Raw genomic sequence first — 14,265 nt, 5'->3', positions numbered from 1 at the left:
ATGATCCCGGAAGGCGGAAGCTCTCCGGGATCATGCCATGAAAGGAACAGCCCATGCGCGCCTTGCAGCTTCTTGATGATCGCCGCCTTGAAATCACCGATATCACACCCCCGCCTGACCCCGGCATCGGCGAGGTGACGGTACGCATCAAGGCCGTCGCGCTCAACCACATCGACGTATGGGGCTGGCGTGGCATGGCGTTTGCCAAGCGCAAGATGCCGCTCGTCATCGGCGCGGAAGCTTCCGGCATCGTCGATGCCGTCGGCCCCGGCGTTTCCAATCTCCTGCCCGGCCAGCTTGTGTCGATCTATGGTGCGCGCACCTGCGGTCTTTGCCGCGCCTGCCGCGAAGGCCGTGACAATCTGTGCGAGCATGTCGGCGGCGTGCATGGTTTCCATCTCGACGGCTTTGCCTGCGAAGCCGTGAACCTGCCTGCCCGCTTGCTCGTTCCCGCCCCTCCCGGCGTGGACGCCATCGGCGCTGCCGTTGCACCGGTTACGTTCGGCACCGTCGAACACATGCTGTTCGACAATGCCAAGCTTGAGCCCGGCGAAACCGTGCTCGTTCAGGCAGGCGGTTCCGGCATCGGCACGGCGGCGATCCAGCTTGCGAAGAAAATGGGCTGCACGGTCATCACCACCGTCGGCTCCAACGACAAGATCGAGAAAGCCAAGGCGCTCGGCGCCGATCACGTCATCAATTATCGCGAAGACCGCTTTGAAGGCGTGGTGCGCAAGCTAACCAAGAAGAAGGGCGTGGATGTGGTGTTCGAGCATGTGGGCGCGGACACATGGGCCGGTTCGATGCTGTGCATGAAGCGCGGTGCGCGTCTCGTCACCTGCGGCTCGACCTCCGGCGTTTCCACCAACATGAACCTGATGCAGCTCTTCCAGCAGCAGCTCAAGATTTTCGGTTCCTTCGGCTGCCGCATGGAAAACATGGCCGATGCGATGCAGAAGATGGCGCGCGGCATCGTGCATCCGGTCATCGACACCGTGGTCGGCTTCAACGATATCGACACGGCGCTGAAGCGCATGGAAGGCCGCGACGTGTTCGGCAAGATCATTCTTGAGATCGACTGAGCCGTAATTCCATGATGTTCAAGCTGAAACTTCTGCTCTTCCGCTGGACCCGCAAGCTGAAGCAGTTCAACTACTGGCTCTGGGCACAGGCCGTGTTTCTGCTGCTTGGCCTGCTGCGCCTGTTCCCGGCGAAGGCAGCGATCAGCTTTTCAGCCAGGGTGGCCCGTCTGGTCGGGCCGCTGACGCCGCGCCACAAGGTGGCGACTGATAATCTGCGTGCAGCCTATCCAGAGAAAAGCGACGCGGAAATCGAAGACATCGCCCGCGAAATGTGGGATTCGATGGCGCGCCTTTTCGCGGAATATATCTTCCTCGACGCGGTCTTCGATTTCGATCCCTATGCGACCAAGCCGGGGTTGATCGAAGTGGAAGGCATCCCGATTTTCGAACGGCTGCGCGACGAGAAGAAGCCGCACATCTTCTTCACCGCCCATACCGGCAATTTCGAGTTGCTGCCCATCTGCGCCGCCACTTTCGGCCTGAACGTCACGGCGCTGTTCCGCCCGCCGAACAATCCCTATATCGCCGACAAGGTGCTGAAGGCCCGCCGCACCAATATGGGCCATCTGGTGCCGTCGAAAGCCGGTGCTGCATGGTCGCTTGCGCATATCCTCGATGAAGGCGGCAATGTCGGCATGCTGGTGGACCAGAAATTCCGCCGTGGCGTGCCGTCGACCTTCTTCAATCGTCCGGTAAAGACCAACCCGCTTCTGGCCAAGCTTGCACGGCAGTATGATTGCGACGTCTACCCGGCACGCTGCATCCGCCTTCCCGGCGGACGCTACCGGCTTGAACTCTATGAACGCATGGAACTGCCGCGTGACGACAAGGGCGAGATCGATGTTGCGGCGACTGCGCAGCTTCTGAACGATACCGTCGAGACATGGGTGCGCGAATATCCCGGCCAGTGGATGTGGTTCCACAAGCGCTGGGGATAGGATTCCCGCCCCTCATGTGCTAGGGGCTGGCCAAAGTTACGGAGATCACATATGCGCCCCATCGCCATCGCCCCGTCCATCCTTTCCGCCGATTTCGCCCGTCTGGGCGAAGAAGTCGACGCCGTGCTGGAAGCCGGTGCCGACTGGGTGCATATCGACGTCATGGACGGGCATTTTGTGCCCAACATCACTTTCGGCCCGCAGGTGGTGAAGGCGATCCGTCCGCGCACCGAGGCATTCTTCGATGCCCATCTGATGATTGCGCCTTGCGATCCCTATCTGGCGCCTTTTGCCGATGCCGGTTGCGATCTCATCACAATTCACGCCGAAGCCGGACCGCATACGCACCGTTCGCTGCAATCGATCCGCGCTCTCGGCAAGAAGGCCGGTCTGGCGCTCAACCCGGCAACGCCTGCCGAAGCGCTGGCCAATGTCATCGAAGATGTCGATCTCGTCCTCGTCATGACGGTCAATCCGGGCTTTGGCGGGCAGAAATTCATTGCCCCGATGCTCGACAAGATCAAGCGCGTTCGCGAGATGGTCGGCGACCGCCCTATCGACATTGAAGTGGATGGCGGCATCACGCCGGAAACCGCAGGCTCGGTCGTTGCCGCTGGCGCCAACATTCTCGTGGCCGGTTCGGCCGTCTACAAGGGCAATTCGGTCGAGAGCTACCGCGCCAATATCCAGGCGATCCGCGCCGCTGCCGAAGCTGCCCGCAAAAATTAAACACCCCTCTTTCTACAGGATGCACCCATGATCCCGCGCTATTCCCGGCCTGAAATGGTCGCCATCTGGTCGCCCGAAACGAAGTTCCGCATCTGGTTCGAGATCGAAGCCTATGCCTGCGAGGCGCTCGCGCAACTGGGCGTCATTCCAAAGGATGCGGCAAAGACGATCTGGGAAAAAGGCAGCGTGGCAAAGTTCGACGTCGCCCGCATCGATGAGATCGAGGCCGTCACGAAGCATGACGTCATCGCCTTCCTGACGCATCTGGCCGAATTCATCGGCCCGGACAGCCGTTTCGTGCATCAGGGCATGACCTCATCGGACGTGCTCGACACCACGCTCAACGTCCAGCTGGTGCGCGCTGCCGACCTGCTTCTCGCCGACATGGACCGCGTTCTGGAAGCGCTGAAGAAGCGCGCTTTCGAGCACAAGGACACGGTGCGCATCGGCCGCAGCCATGGCATCCATGCCGAACCGACGACGATGGGCCTCACCTTTGCGCGTTTCTATGCCGAGATGGCGCGCGGCCGCGCCCGTCTCGTTGCAGCGCGTGCGGAAATCGCAACCGGCGCCATTTCCGGCGCTGTCGGCACTTTCGCCAATATCGACCCGCGTGTGGAAGAATATGTCTGCGCCAAGCTCGGCCTTGAGGCAGAGCCGGTTTCGACGCAGGTCATCCCGCGCGACCGCCATGCGATGTTCTTTGCAACGCTTGGCGTCATCGCCTCGTCGATGGAAAACATAGCCATCGAAATCCGCCACATGCAGCGCACCGAAGTTCTGGAAGCAGAAGAATTCTTCTCGCCGGGCCAGAAGGGTTCGTCCGCCATGCCGCACAAGCGCAACCCGGTTCTGACCGAGAACCTGACCGGCCTTGCCCGTCTGGTGCGCATGTCGGTAACGCCTGCGATGGAAAACGTGGCACTCTGGCACGAACGCGATATTTCGCATTCGAGCGTCGAACGCGCCATCGGTCCGGACACCACCATCACGCTCGATTTCGCGCTGAACCGTCTGGCCGGTGTGATTGAAAAGCTGGTGATCTACCCGGACAACATGCTGAAAAACATGAACAAGTTCCGCGGTCTGGTGCATTCGCAGCGCGTTCTGCTGGCGCTGACGCAGGCCGGCGTGTCGCGTGAGGATGCCTATCGTCTCGTACAGCGCAATGCCATGAAGGTCTGGGAACAGGGTGCCGACTTCCTTGAGGAACTGCTGGCCGACACGGAAGTGCGCGCCGCTCTTTCCGAAGACCAGATCCGCGAAAAGTTCGACCTCGGCTACCACACCAAGCATGTGGATACGATTTTCAAGCGCGTCTTTGGTTGAAGTGGCTCTGCCCACCCTCCCTCACCCTGAGGAGCCGTTGAAAACGGCGTCTCGAAGGGCTGAGGGAAACACTCCGCATGCCCTCGTCCTTCGAGGCTTCGCTTCGCTTCGCACCTCAGGATGAGGGAGGGAGCACGGAGACAACAAAAAGCCCCCATGTTCTGAACGTGGGGGCTTTTCTGTTCTATAAATTGCCCCTCCTGGCTTGCGGGTGCGCAACCGCGCTAATGAGCGCATATTGAAAGCCTCCAGCGCGATCCCGAAAAATTTCGAAACGGTTTTCGGAAACAGGATGCGCAAAAAACAAATTGCTGGCGACTGGATATGATTCAATCAGATCGGGGCGCCAAGGGAGGTTTTCATGAAGAAATATCTGTTTCCTATAATGATTGGTATTACATCGCTTTCTGCAATCGGAGCATATGCCGGTTCGGGCGTCGGCCCGACCACTACGCCGGTTTCAGCCAGCTATCTTGGTACGCCTGCACAAAAGCTCACTCTTTTTGACCATCGAAAGGTGGTTTTGATATCGCAGAAGGCAGGCATGACGGGAGCGCGGCTATGTCAGTATGCCAGCGAGCAAGAATGTTATTCAAAAGACCCGAAATGCAGCCTCGGACAGCCGCAAAATTACGGATGCGCCGTGTGCTCTGACGGCATTTCCTGGAAGTGCGTCCCGCTGTGATGAATGGGCTCTACACAACAGAAACTGGATAGTTCCGAAACTGTATTTGAAGCCTCCCAATCGGGAGGCTCCTTTTATTGTGCAGCGTCATGCGCTCTTTTTAAGCGTGTTGACCACATTGCCCCATGGGTCCACGAAGGTGCTGTCATTACCCCCGCGCGTATCTTCCAGCTCCACCCATGCGAGGCCGGTGCGATCCTCGTCGCGCTTGCCAGCACCGGCGCTCTGCCAGGCATTGGCCGCGATATGGTGGTGGTAACGCCCGGTGGACATGAAGACCGCCCGATCTCCATAGGTCTGGACGGTTTCGAGGCCGAGTTCATTGTGCCAGAAGGTTTCGGCTTCATGGGCATTACCAACGCGCAGGTGAACATGGCCCACGACCGTGTTCTGCGGCGCAAAGGTCCATTCTCCGCCTTCCTGCTTGATGACATCGAGCAGATTGCCGACATCCAGAGGATCGGTGCTCATGGCCACACGATCACCATTCCACTGCCACTGGCTGTTGGGACGATCTGAATAGATTTCGATGCCGTTGCCTTCGGGGTCGGTCAGATAGATCGCTTCGCTCACCTTATGGTCCGACGCCCCGCTGACCGGCAATTGCTTGTCGATGGCGCGGCGCGACCAGCGCGCCAGATCGCCACGGGTCGGTAGCAGGAATGCGGTGTGATAAAGACCGGCGCTGCGCGGATCGTCCGGACGGGCTGCTGAAAACTGCTCGATTTCCATCAGTTCGCGGTCGCCCGCGCCGAGAACGATCGACGCGCCACGGCGGGTCATCTCGCGCAAGCCCACGACATCACGGTAATATTCAGCCAGCGTTTCGGCGTCGCGCGCCTTGAGGCCGACGCGCGCCACACGCATTGGCGTGGTCATCGCGAAAGGAAGCGGAGCGACAGGACGCCCGGTTTCGGCTGCCGCCGCTTTCAAATTCTGTGTCATATCGCTCTCCTTCGACGGCATTTCTGCGCGGACAGGAAGAATGTTGGCCATGACAGCAGTCCCGGCTGCGCCGAGCATCTTGCGTCTGCTGATTGCCATGTCGTTATCTCCGTCGCGTTTCAAATCTTGCCTAAACATCACCATTTGCGACATGTTTCACAAGATCGCGATCAGCGAACAGGCTGTTCATCATTCGCATGCCTTCCAGACCGAGCATACCGCAAGCACCGCTTGAAGAAGTGAGCAAGCCTCTCTAAATGGGAGGCCATGAAAGTCAAAGACGCAGATATCCTCATCATCCCCGGCTATACCAACTCCGGCCCCGACCACTGGCAGACCCGCTGGGAGAACAAACTCTCCACGGCGCGGCGCGTGCAGCAGGCGGAGTGGTCCAAACCTGTTCGCGAAGACTGGATCGGCGAAGTCGTCAAGGCTGCCAATGCGGCCACCCGGCCAATCGTTCTGGTCGCGCACTCGCTCGGCGTTGCAACAGCCGTTCATGCCGTGCCGCATATCCAGCACAAGGTCGCCGGAGCCTTTTTCGTGGCGCCTCCGGATGTTTCCAACGACAGGATCAGGCCCAAGCACCTGATGACGTTCGGTCCCTACCCGCGCGAGCGCCTGCCTTTCCCCACGATTACCGTCGTCAGCCGCAACGATCCGTTCTCCAGCTTCGAGGCTGCGGAGGACGTGGTGAAGGATTGGGGCGCCATGCTCATCGATGCAGGTGAAGCCGGACACATCAATTCGGAATCCGGGCATGGACCCTGGCCGGAAGGCTCGATGGTGTTCGCCGAGTTCATGACGCAGCTACAGGCGCCGAAGCATCATTGATCTGAGAAGAAACGGAATGGTAGGGTCTGCTACCATTCCTCCCATCGTACTTCCAATCGCCCACCCAAGGCTCGCACTGCTCGGCTGATGGCCTTGAAGTTAGGATAGTCACAACGATAACCGCGTGTTTGGAAATATCGCCCGGTACCGGCTTCATCATCCAAATCCCGCATAATCCAGTTTATTTCGTAGCAGCGGCTCCTACACTGATCGAGTGAGAGGACTCCGGTGATTTTGTAAGGTTTTTTCTTGCGCCGGTAACTATAGTAACGGGCCGCGGCCTGAATTTTCCCCCACTCAACGCCGGGAAAGGCGCTGCATATTTCCTCCTTGGTCGCTTCTGGATAAAGTCTCCGCAGTTTTTGTTTCGCTGACCATCCCCAACACAACTTCTTGGGAACAAGCCCCAGTTTCTGGCAGCGTGCCTGTATTGCTTTTCTTGATCGGGTATCCAGAACTTGGCAAATCGCAAAATAATCGGGATAGAAAAACCGACATACCCGGTCTTCGTCATGAGTCCATAATCGATGCCCGCTGATCGTGAACCCGGAACGGAGTATCCTTGAGCGTATACGCTCCGCCGAACCTGCATTTCGCGATAGATATCTTAAGTCCATTGCACAAACCGACAGGCTATTTTTTCTTCACCTTCATTACGCGGAAGGAGTTGAAGGTGTTGGCTTTGTCGGTAAAAGCATCCGCGACAGATTTTGGGAGAGCGTTCAACTCCCTCAACTCGTAGGCGAGGATCGCAAAGTCAAGTTTCTTCCGTTCTATATCCTGGCTTTTAACTTCCAGAATTCGCGCTTCAATTTCCGCTTTCTGACGGAGAAGGTCATCAAGTTCAGACATGCACACCCCTCGAATGAGCGTTCGGCTAAGAGATATTTGTGATGAAATCGCGTGGGTAGTGAAAGTGAAGTAGTTCAACCAACTTATCGATCCGTCCAGCGGGCTGCCAGTTGCAATTGTTTGGGCCCAAACATTCCGGCTGGTCTACCATAAGCAAAAGAAAAGGCGGGTCACGAGCCCGCCTTTTCTTGTTCAATACCTTGCAACGGACTTAATCGCGGACCGCTTTCGTCAGCGTTTCGGCTGCCAGCCGGATGTAACCACCGTCGTTGCTGAGCGTCAGGAAGCGGAAGCCAAGCGGAATGTAACGCCGCGCGAATTCTGCGGTCGGCGAATAGATGCCTGCAATCTTGCCAGCCGCAATCGCCTTGCGCGCAATGTTGCCGATCGGCTCCACAATCGCGTCGGAATTCGGGTTGGCCTCGCGTCCGTTGCTCCAGGCTATGGAGAAATCCGCAGGGCCGACGAAAACGCCGTCGATGCCGCGAACGTCGAGGATGGCATCGAGCGCATCATAGGCGTCCCGCGTCTCGATCATCGCGAAGGCGAGCGTGTCGTGATTTGCGGTCGTCAGATAATCGTTGGAACCCGGCGTGCCGTAATCCGCATTGGCCCTGAACACACCCCATGAGCGTTCGCCCACCGGTGGATATTTCATGGCGGCTGCAAACCGGCGGGCATCCTCGACGGAATTGATCATTGGAGCGATGACCGCCTGCGCGCCGAAATCAAGCGCACGGCTTGCCATGTCGAAACGGCCGACGGGAACGCGCACGACGGGGGGCTTGCCGGCATTCAGAATAAGGCCCAGCGAGCGAAGCACGCTCGCCTCATCGTGGCCGCCATGTTGCATGTCGAGCGTTACGGCGTCGAAAGCGCTATGGGCGAGAATTTCGACCGTCAGGGGTTCAGGAAGCGAGGACCATGCGGAAAGCACTGTTTCCCCGGCGCGAAGGCGCGAAGACAACGACATTCGAATTTCCTTCATTTCAAAGCATCGGGGCGGAAGTGCTGGTGGATTGAATTTGACGTTCGATACTCGTTCGCAATCAAACCACTAGCTGCCCTTGCGCCCCGAAACCTGCATCAATCCTGCTTTACCTGGCGGATTGCCTCTTCGAGGAAAGCAAACATCTTCTCGCGGATGACCTCGTCTGCAACGCTCACGCCTGCAGCATCGAGATCGGCGCGGATCTTGCGGAAAACATCCTCGTCGCCAGCTTCCTCGAAGTCGGCGGCAACGACTTCCTTGGCATAGGCTTCCGCCTCCGCGTCCTTCTTGCCAAGCTGGTCTGCGGCCCAGAGTCCCAGAAGCTTGTTGCGGCGTGCCTCCGCCTTGAAGCGCAGTTCCGCATCAAGCGCGAATTTCTTTTCAAAAGCGTCGCGGCGATCATCCATGCCAGTGGTCATTCATAAAGCTCCCAGACTTACAAGTTAGAAGAGATCGTCATCCGTTCTCTTGCCTAAAGCTGGCAAGGGGCGCAAGATTATACAAGGGCTTAAAGACCACTTTCTTGCGACTCATACATAAACTTGCGTCAGAAACGCCGAAAACGGGGGAACGGGCACAAAGCAGGATTGTTAAAAGCCCACAATTGCTATAGGTAGCCCGCGAGAATAGCGGCTTAGAGCCGATCACCATAAATATGGAAATCCGAGAAAAGCCATGAACCGTCGCCGCCGTATTTACGAGGGCAAGGCCAAGATTCTTTATGAAGGCCCTGAACCCGGTACGCTTGTCCAATTCTTCAAAGATGACGCAACTGCCTTCAATGCAAAGAAGCATGAAGTCATCGACGGGAAAGGCGTGCTGAACAACCGCATTTCCGAGCATATTTTCACCCAGCTCAACCGCATCGGCATTCCGACGCACTTCATCCGCCGCCTCAACATGCGTGAGCAGCTGATCAAGGAAGTGGAAATCATTCCGCTTGAAGTGGTCGTGCGCAACGTTGCAGCCGGTTCGCTCGCCAAGCGCCTTGGCCTGGAAGAAGGCACCATCCTGCCACGCTCGATCATCGAGTTCTACTACAAGGCCGATGCGCTCGACGATCCGATGGTCACCGAAGAGCATATCACGGCCTTCGGCTGGGCAAGCCCGCAGGAAATCGACGACATCATGGCGCTTGCCATCCGCGTCAACGACTTCCTCACCGGCCTGTTCCTCGGCATCGGCATCCAGCTTGTCGATTTCAAGATGGAATGCGGACGCCTGTGGGAAGGCGACATGATGCGCATCGTCGTCGCCGACGAAATTTCGCCGGACTCTGCGCGTCTTTGGGACATCACCACCAATGACAAGCTCGACAAGGACCGTTTCCGCCGCGATATGGGCGGTCTGGTCGAGGCCTATCAGGAAGTTGCGCGCCGTCTCGGCATCATGAACGAGAACGACACGCCGCGCCCGTCCGGCCCCACGCTTGTGAAGTAATCATCCGCCCAGCCCGGAAGGGCCTGGTCCCGAAAAGTGGAAGCCGGTTTTCGGGATCGAGCCAGACAAGCCTTCCGGGCTGTTTCATTCGTTCTAAAATTGCAGGAACTACAGAGTGATCAAGGCACGCGTCACCGTTACACTGAAAAACGGCGTTCTCGACCCGCAGGGCAAGGCAATCGTCGGCGCGCTCGGCAGCCTCGGTTTCGACGGCGTCAATTCGGCCCGTCAGGGCAAGGTGTTCGATCTGGAACTGGAAGGCTCGGACAAGGCCAAGGCCGAAGCAGACCTGAAAGCCATGTGCGAGAAGCTGCTCGCCAACACCGTGATTGAAGATTATTCCATCGCCATCGCCTGAGCCCAACAAGGAAGCAGTCGCCATGAAATCCGCAGTCATTCTCCTTCCCGGTCTCAATCGCGATCGCGACATGATCGCGGCGCTGACCAAGATCACCGGACAGGCTCCGGTGACCGTCTGGCAGACTGACACCAGCATCCCCGACGATGTGGACCTGATCCTCATCCCCGGCGGCTTCTCCTATGGCGACTATCTGCGTTGCGGCGCCATTGCCGCCCGCATGCCGGTCATGCAGGCCGTGCGCGAGAAGGCCGAAAAGGGCGTGATGGTCATGGGCGTGTGCAACGGCTTCCAGATCCTCGTCGAAGCCGGACTTCTGCCGGGCGCGCTGATGCGCAATGCCTCGCTGAAATTCGTCTGCCGCGAAGTGAAGCTCGAAGTGACCAACGCCAACACCTCGTTCACGCGCGGCTACCAGCCGGGCCAGATCATCCGCTGCCCGGTCGCGCATCATGACGGCAATTATTTCGCAGATGCCGAAACGCTGAAGCGTATCGAAGGCGAAGGCCAGGTCGTGTTCCGCTATGCCGAAGGCACCAATCCGAACGGATCGGTCAACGACATTGCAGGTATCGTCAATGCACGCGGCAATGTGCTCGGCATGATGCCACACCCGGAAAACCTGATCGAAGCAGCCCATGGCGGCGACGATGGCCGGGCGCTTTTTGCAGGCGCACTCGGCGTCGCGGCCTGAGCTGGCAGACAGATAAACGGAAAAGGCGGCTCCAAGCGAGCCGCCTTTTTTGTTGCGCCTGCCTCGCCTCAAAACTGCACTGGCAAAGCGCCGGGTTTCGTGGCAGCTTGGCTCCGGGAGGACTTTGACAAGAGACAAACCGTCGGGGTCTCCTCATTTTTGTCCGTGCATTTTTCCCGGCACAAATCGTCCATATTTTTGCTGGAAATGCCTCACAGATTTTAGCGATAAAGAATCAGGGGAATTCATTCATGCAGCTTTATTCCAGGCCTCTCTCCCCCTACTCAGCTTTCGTGCGCGGCGTCCTCTATCTGAAGGACCTGCCTTTCAAGCCGATGAACCTGTCCTATCCGTTTCCCGCCGATTTCGGCAATGTCACGCCGCTTCGCCGCATACCGGTGCTGATCACCAGTTCGGGAGAAACGCTGTTTGAAGCCGCCGTCATCGCGGAATATCTGGAAGATCATTTTCCTGAAACACCCGTATTGCCCGGCACGCCGCGCGAGCGTGCACTCATCCGCCTGCTGGCGCGCGTGACGGAACTCGACGTGCTCGGACCGACGATGAAGCTCTTCATCCTGTCGAGCAAACCCGAGCGCGACGATGCAAGCATCGAGCGCCTGTTCGACAAGATGCATACCGGCCTCAAAGTGGTCGAAAGCCGCCTTTCGGACAAAGCTTTCGCCGCCGGAGACGAACCTACACTTGCGGATTGCTGGCTGCTGCCCGTGCGTTTTCTGATGGAACCGTTGAAGAAGCTATCCGGCAAAGCGGATTTGCTGGACGCGTTCCCGAAATTCGATGCATATGCGGCCAAGGCAAAACAGCACCCGGTCTTTGAACGCATCTGGAACGAGATGAGCGATGGACTGAAGTCCTTCATGCCGCAACTCGCCTGATTCTGCCGATCTACCTCACCCCCAGCGTGCTTTTCAAAGGCACGCCCTTTCGGAGCCCCTCCTTGAAGACCAAGACTTTCGCTCTTCTGGCCCTCCCGGCCATTGCATTGCTTGCAGCCTGCACCTCCAGCAAGCCGACGCGCCCCGTTGCCGTCGATGCCAGCAAGGCTGCATTACCAACCATGGAGCGCATTGCGCTGGCCGCGAATAGCTGCTGGTTCAAATCCAAGGACAAGGATTTCCGTGGATACTCGCTTGCACCGGAACTGAATTCCTTCACCGGACGGCCGCGCATTCTGGTGGTGCCGGCCCGCAACCCGGCGTCTCGCCCGCTGCTGGTCGTGCAGGCGCAGGGAAATCCGGCTCGCGTCGAAACTTTCGGCCCCATGATGGGTGAAAGCCATGGCGGACGTATCGCCGCCGACGTCAACCGCTGGGCTTCGGGCCAGAGCGGCTGCCAGTAACAACCAGATGTGTCGCGGAAACGCCGGAACCGGCTTTCCGCGACACATTTCAACGCAAGTGAAAACGCACCTTCCGCGCTTCGCGCTCGGCTTCACCGCGCCGCAGTCCAATGTCGCGCAACTGGGCGTCTGTCAGTTCGCCCAAAGCAATCCGGGTGCGCCGCAGCATCATTCGATATGACAGCCAATTCAAAACCTGCCGTAGATATCCGCCTCGCGGTTGCGAGGCCGTTGCCAGATGCGCCTGCAATCCTTTCGGCAAATCCGCCGCCGTATCAGCCACGGGAACAGGAAGAATTGTATCTATTGTCTCGGTCTGCGGCCTGAAGTAAAACATTGTCTCGGTCCATTCCTTATAAGCAGAGCCGGTTGGGAGCCCAGTGCTGCTACGGCATCGACCTGAAAATCGAAGTCGACTTCCAGCGGAACGATGCCCGGATTCAACTGGTCGGAGCGCTCTTCAACCACGCGAACGGGCACACGATGCTCCAAGCAGTTCGTTTGATCGCCGACTATTTACAATTCACCGGCAGCGACGAATTGACTCTATAATTGACTTGGCAATAGGTACAATTTATAAGTTGTCACCATGACAAATTGGATTCCAGACCTTTCCGGCAAGTCCGGCCCGTTTTACCTGCAACTCGCCGATGCCATCGAAGAGGCAATCGGAAACGGCGGGCTGCCTGCGGGCGCAAAGCTTCCGCCGCAGCGCAATCTCGCATTCGATCTCAAGGTAACAATCGGCACAATCGGCCGCGCCTATGCCCTGGCACACGAGCGCGGCCTTGTGACGGGCGAAGTGGGTCGGGGAACCTATGTGCTCGGTGAAGAACCGGCCGACAATGCGCTGACCGCCTCAGGCATTGCCGGAACCAAACCCGCCGATGTTCCGTCCGGTAAAATTCGCTTCGACACGACGGCGGCACCGGATGTTGGCCAGCACGAAGTTCTGGCCCGGATAAATGCCGACATTCATCGGGATTTTCCGCAGGATATAGCGAGCTATTCGCGCTATTTCCCGCAGCACTGGCTGGAAGCCGGGCAAAGATGGCTTTCGCGGGCCGACTGGCGTCCAGACCTCGACAGCATCGTCGTCACCAACGGCGCGCAGGCTGCGAGCATTGCCATCATCACGGCCTTCACCAATCCCGGCGACCGCATCCTGTTTGAAAACCTGACTTACGCGCAGATCAGCCGTTCCGTTCGCCTTCTGGGGCGGCGCACCATTCAGGCCGGTCTGGATGAATATGGTCTCATTCCGGAAGAATTCGAACGCGCCTGCCGTCAGCAGCACCCGACCCTCGCCTTCCTGATGCCGACGCTGCATAATCCCACATTGTCGGTCATGCCGGAAGAACGGCGCCGCGCCATTGCCGACATTGCACGGCGTTACAATGTCTGGCTCATCGAAGACGATATCTATGGCGTCATGTGCGACAGCCAGATTCCGCCCTTGGCAAGTTTTGCGCCGGAACGCACATTCGTCGTTTCCGGCCTGTCGAAAGCCGTAGCGGCAGGGATACGCAGCGGTTGGGTCGCCTGCCCTGCCCATTGCGCGCAGCGCGTGAAGGTGACGCACAAGATGGTCACGGGCGGCGCAGCCTTCCTGCTCGCCGAGACCGGCGCGCAGCTTGTACTTTCCGGCGAGGCAGACGCCATTCACAGCAAATGCCGCGAGGAAACCGTCATTCGCGAAGAAATGGCCCGCAGAATCTTCGACGGGTTCGACTTCGTATCGAAACCATCCGTTCCATTCCTCTGGATGGGCCTGCCCGAGCCCTGGCTTTCGGGAACGTTCAAGGCGGCGGCCTATGAAAGCGGAATCCTGATCGATGACGAGGACGAGTTCAAGGCCGGACGCGTCGACCAGATTTATCACAGGGTCCGCGTCGCCTTCTCTTCCCCCTCCGATCGCAATGTCGTTGAAAACTGTTTCCTGACGCTCCGTCGCCTGCTCGAAAACGAACAGGCCGGATATGAAGGGAGTGTCTGAAGCGCCCGGCCTCTCTTTATCGTTACTGA

General features: G+C 58.3%; 18 protein-coding genes. 13 read left to right on the top strand and 5 right to left on the bottom strand.

Going from position 1 to position 14,265, the window contains the following annotated elements:
* Positions 1 to 53: 53 nt before the first annotated feature.
* The 5 genes from OINT_RS04740 to OINT_RS04720 all read left to right on the top strand — a co-directional run bounded on the left by OINT_RS04740 (position 54) and on the right by OINT_RS04720 (position 4,763).
* Positions 54 to 1,082: a zinc-binding dehydrogenase gene (locus OINT_RS04740; protein ID WP_006466636.1), complete on the top strand. Its 1,029-nt coding sequence runs from the start codon at positions 54 to 56 to the stop codon at positions 1,080 to 1,082.
* Positions 1,083 to 1,093: 11 nt separating this feature from the next.
* Positions 1,094 to 2,020: a lipid A biosynthesis lauroyl acyltransferase gene (locus tag OINT_RS04735; protein ID WP_006466635.1), complete on the top strand. Its 927-nt coding sequence runs from the start codon at positions 1,094 to 1,096 to the stop codon at positions 2,018 to 2,020.
* 51 nt (positions 2,021 to 2,071) lie between these two features.
* Positions 2,072 to 2,749 (top strand): ribulose-phosphate 3-epimerase, encoded by a 678-nt coding sequence (gene rpe, locus OINT_RS04730; protein WP_006466634.1) that lies wholly within the window; start codon positions 2,072 to 2,074, stop codon positions 2,747 to 2,749.
* A gap of 27 nt (positions 2,750 to 2,776) precedes the next feature.
* The gene (purB, locus tag OINT_RS04725; RefSeq protein ID WP_006466633.1) at positions 2,777 to 4,078 is read left to right on the top strand and encodes an adenylosuccinate lyase; all 1,302 of its coding nucleotides are present in this window, start codon (positions 2,777 to 2,779) and stop codon (positions 4,076 to 4,078) included.
* A 361-nt stretch (positions 4,079 to 4,439) separates the two neighbouring features.
* Positions 4,440 to 4,763 carry a hypothetical protein gene (locus OINT_RS04720; protein ID WP_006466632.1) on the top strand — a complete coding sequence of 108 codons (324 nt, stop codon included), beginning with the start codon at positions 4,440 to 4,442 and terminating at the stop codon, positions 4,761 to 4,763.
* 87 nt (positions 4,764 to 4,850) lie between these two features.
* Here the strand turns inward: OINT_RS04720 and OINT_RS04715 are convergent, their stop codons facing one another.
* Positions 4,851 to 5,807 (bottom strand): VOC family protein, encoded by a 957-nt coding sequence (locus OINT_RS04715; protein ID WP_376781896.1) that lies wholly within the window; start codon positions 5,805 to 5,807, stop codon positions 4,851 to 4,853.
* A 168-nt stretch (positions 5,808 to 5,975) separates the two neighbouring features.
* Between OINT_RS04715 and OINT_RS04710 the strand changes: the two genes are divergently transcribed.
* Positions 5,976 to 6,542 (top strand): alpha/beta hydrolase, encoded by a 567-nt coding sequence (locus OINT_RS04710; protein ID WP_006466630.1) that lies wholly within the window; start codon positions 5,976 to 5,978, stop codon positions 6,540 to 6,542.
* A 633-nt stretch (positions 6,543 to 7,175) separates the two neighbouring features.
* Here OINT_RS04710 and OINT_RS04705 read toward each other — a convergent pair.
* The 3 genes from OINT_RS04705 to OINT_RS04695 form a co-directional block, all read right to left on the bottom strand.
* Positions 7,176 to 7,394: a hypothetical protein gene (locus OINT_RS04705; RefSeq protein WP_006471782.1), complete on the bottom strand. Its 219-nt coding sequence runs from the start codon at positions 7,392 to 7,394 to the stop codon at positions 7,176 to 7,178.
* A 211-nt stretch (positions 7,395 to 7,605) separates the two neighbouring features.
* Positions 7,606 to 8,373 carry an HpcH/HpaI aldolase family protein gene (locus OINT_RS04700; protein ID WP_025091402.1) on the bottom strand — a complete coding sequence of 256 codons (768 nt, stop codon included), beginning with the start codon at positions 8,371 to 8,373 and terminating at the stop codon, positions 7,606 to 7,608.
* Between the two features lie 107 nt (positions 8,374 to 8,480).
* On the bottom strand, positions 8,481 to 8,804 hold the full coding sequence (locus OINT_RS04695) for a DUF1476 domain-containing protein (RefSeq protein WP_006466628.1): 324 nt from the start codon (positions 8,802 to 8,804) through the stop codon (positions 8,481 to 8,483).
* A gap of 256 nt (positions 8,805 to 9,060) precedes the next feature.
* Here OINT_RS04695 and purC point away from each other — a divergent pair, with 256 nt between their 5' ends.
* The 5 genes from purC to OINT_RS04670 all read left to right on the top strand — a co-directional run bounded on the left by purC (position 9,061) and on the right by OINT_RS04670 (position 12,240).
* Positions 9,061 to 9,825: a phosphoribosylaminoimidazolesuccinocarboxamide synthase gene (gene purC, locus OINT_RS04690; protein WP_004688254.1), complete on the top strand. Its 765-nt coding sequence runs from the start codon at positions 9,061 to 9,063 to the stop codon at positions 9,823 to 9,825.
* 115 nt (positions 9,826 to 9,940) lie between these two features.
* On the top strand, positions 9,941 to 10,183 hold the full coding sequence (gene purS / locus OINT_RS04685) for a phosphoribosylformylglycinamidine synthase subunit PurS (protein ID WP_006466627.1): 243 nt from the start codon (positions 9,941 to 9,943) through the stop codon (positions 10,181 to 10,183).
* A 22-nt stretch (positions 10,184 to 10,205) separates the two neighbouring features.
* Positions 10,206 to 10,877: a phosphoribosylformylglycinamidine synthase subunit PurQ gene (gene purQ / locus OINT_RS04680; RefSeq protein ID WP_022568500.1), complete on the top strand. Its 672-nt coding sequence runs from the start codon at positions 10,206 to 10,208 to the stop codon at positions 10,875 to 10,877.
* A 251-nt stretch (positions 10,878 to 11,128) separates the two neighbouring features.
* Positions 11,129 to 11,776: a glutathione S-transferase family protein gene (locus OINT_RS04675; RefSeq protein WP_006466625.1), complete on the top strand. Its 648-nt coding sequence runs from the start codon at positions 11,129 to 11,131 to the stop codon at positions 11,774 to 11,776.
* Positions 11,777 to 11,838: 62 nt separating this feature from the next.
* Positions 11,839 to 12,240, top strand: coding sequence for a hypothetical protein (locus OINT_RS04670; protein ID WP_021585026.1), 402 nt, complete (start codon positions 11,839 to 11,841; stop codon positions 12,238 to 12,240).
* A gap of 49 nt (positions 12,241 to 12,289) precedes the next feature.
* Here OINT_RS04670 and OINT_RS24280 read toward each other — a convergent pair whose 3' ends face one another.
* Positions 12,290 to 12,577 carry a DUF1127 domain-containing protein gene (locus OINT_RS24280; protein ID WP_006471787.1) on the bottom strand — a complete coding sequence of 96 codons (288 nt, stop codon included), beginning with the start codon at positions 12,575 to 12,577 and terminating at the stop codon, positions 12,290 to 12,292.
* Between OINT_RS24280 and OINT_RS04660 the strand changes: the two genes are divergently transcribed.
* Together OINT_RS04660 and OINT_RS04655 are read left to right on the top strand one after the other, a co-directional pair.
* The gene (locus OINT_RS04660) at positions 12,577 to 12,792 is read left to right on the top strand and encodes a hypothetical protein (RefSeq protein WP_006466623.1); all 216 of its coding nucleotides are present in this window, start codon (positions 12,577 to 12,579) and stop codon (positions 12,790 to 12,792) included. The two genes, OINT_RS24280 and OINT_RS04660, sit on opposite strands and share 1 nt — an antisense overlap.
* A 37-nt stretch (positions 12,793 to 12,829) precedes the next feature.
* Positions 12,830 to 14,236, top strand: a complete 1,407-nt coding sequence (locus OINT_RS04655; RefSeq protein WP_006466622.1) for an aminotransferase-like domain-containing protein — start codon at positions 12,830 to 12,832, stop codon at positions 14,234 to 14,236.
* Positions 14,237 to 14,265: the final 29 nt, after the last annotated feature.

Source organism: Brucella intermedia LMG 3301 (assembly GCF_000182645.1).
In the GTDB taxonomy this organism is placed as follows: domain Bacteria; phylum Pseudomonadota; class Alphaproteobacteria; order Rhizobiales; family Rhizobiaceae; genus Brucella; species Brucella intermedia.
The sequence above is the reverse complement of the archived record's forward strand: the minus strand, read 5'-3'. Positions and strand labels throughout refer to the sequence as shown.

Excerpts from the sequence above, each read along its gene's own strand:
- OINT_RS04695 (WP_006466628.1), bottom strand. The coding sequence starts at position 8,804 with ATGACCACTGGCATGGATGATCGCCGCGACGCTTTTGAAAAGAAATTC.
- OINT_RS04720 (WP_006466632.1), top strand. The coding sequence starts at position 4,440 with ATGAAGAAATATCTGTTTCCTATAATGATTGGTATTACATCGCTTTCT.
- OINT_RS04710 (WP_006466630.1), top strand. The coding sequence starts at position 5,976 with ATGAAAGTCAAAGACGCAGATATCCTCATCATCCCCGGCTATACCAAC.
- purC (WP_004688254.1), top strand. The coding sequence starts at position 9,061 with ATGAACCGTCGCCGCCGTATTTACGAGGGCAAGGCCAAGATTCTTTAT.
- purQ (WP_022568500.1), top strand. The coding sequence starts at position 10,206 with ATGAAATCCGCAGTCATTCTCCTTCCCGGTCTCAATCGCGATCGCGAC.
- OINT_RS04740 (WP_006466636.1), top strand. The coding sequence starts at position 54 with ATGCGCGCCTTGCAGCTTCTTGATGATCGCCGCCTTGAAATCACCGAT.
- OINT_RS04715 (WP_376781896.1), bottom strand. The coding sequence starts at position 5,807 with ATGGCAATCAGCAGACGCAAGATGCTCGGCGCAGCCGGGACTGCTGTC.
- purB (WP_006466633.1), top strand. The coding sequence starts at position 2,777 with ATGATCCCGCGCTATTCCCGGCCTGAAATGGTCGCCATCTGGTCGCCC.
- OINT_RS04705 (WP_006471782.1), bottom strand. The coding sequence starts at position 7,394 with ATGTCTGAACTTGATGACCTTCTCCGTCAGAAAGCGGAAATTGAAGCG.
- OINT_RS04655 (WP_006466622.1), top strand. The coding sequence starts at position 12,830 with ATGACAAATTGGATTCCAGACCTTTCCGGCAAGTCCGGCCCGTTTTAC.
- OINT_RS24280 (WP_006471787.1), bottom strand. The coding sequence starts at position 12,577 with ATGTTTTACTTCAGGCCGCAGACCGAGACAATAGATACAATTCTTCCT.
- rpe (WP_006466634.1), top strand. The coding sequence starts at position 2,072 with ATGCGCCCCATCGCCATCGCCCCGTCCATCCTTTCCGCCGATTTCGCC.
- OINT_RS04675 (WP_006466625.1), top strand. The coding sequence starts at position 11,129 with ATGCAGCTTTATTCCAGGCCTCTCTCCCCCTACTCAGCTTTCGTGCGC.
- OINT_RS04735 (WP_006466635.1), top strand. The coding sequence starts at position 1,094 with ATGATGTTCAAGCTGAAACTTCTGCTCTTCCGCTGGACCCGCAAGCTG.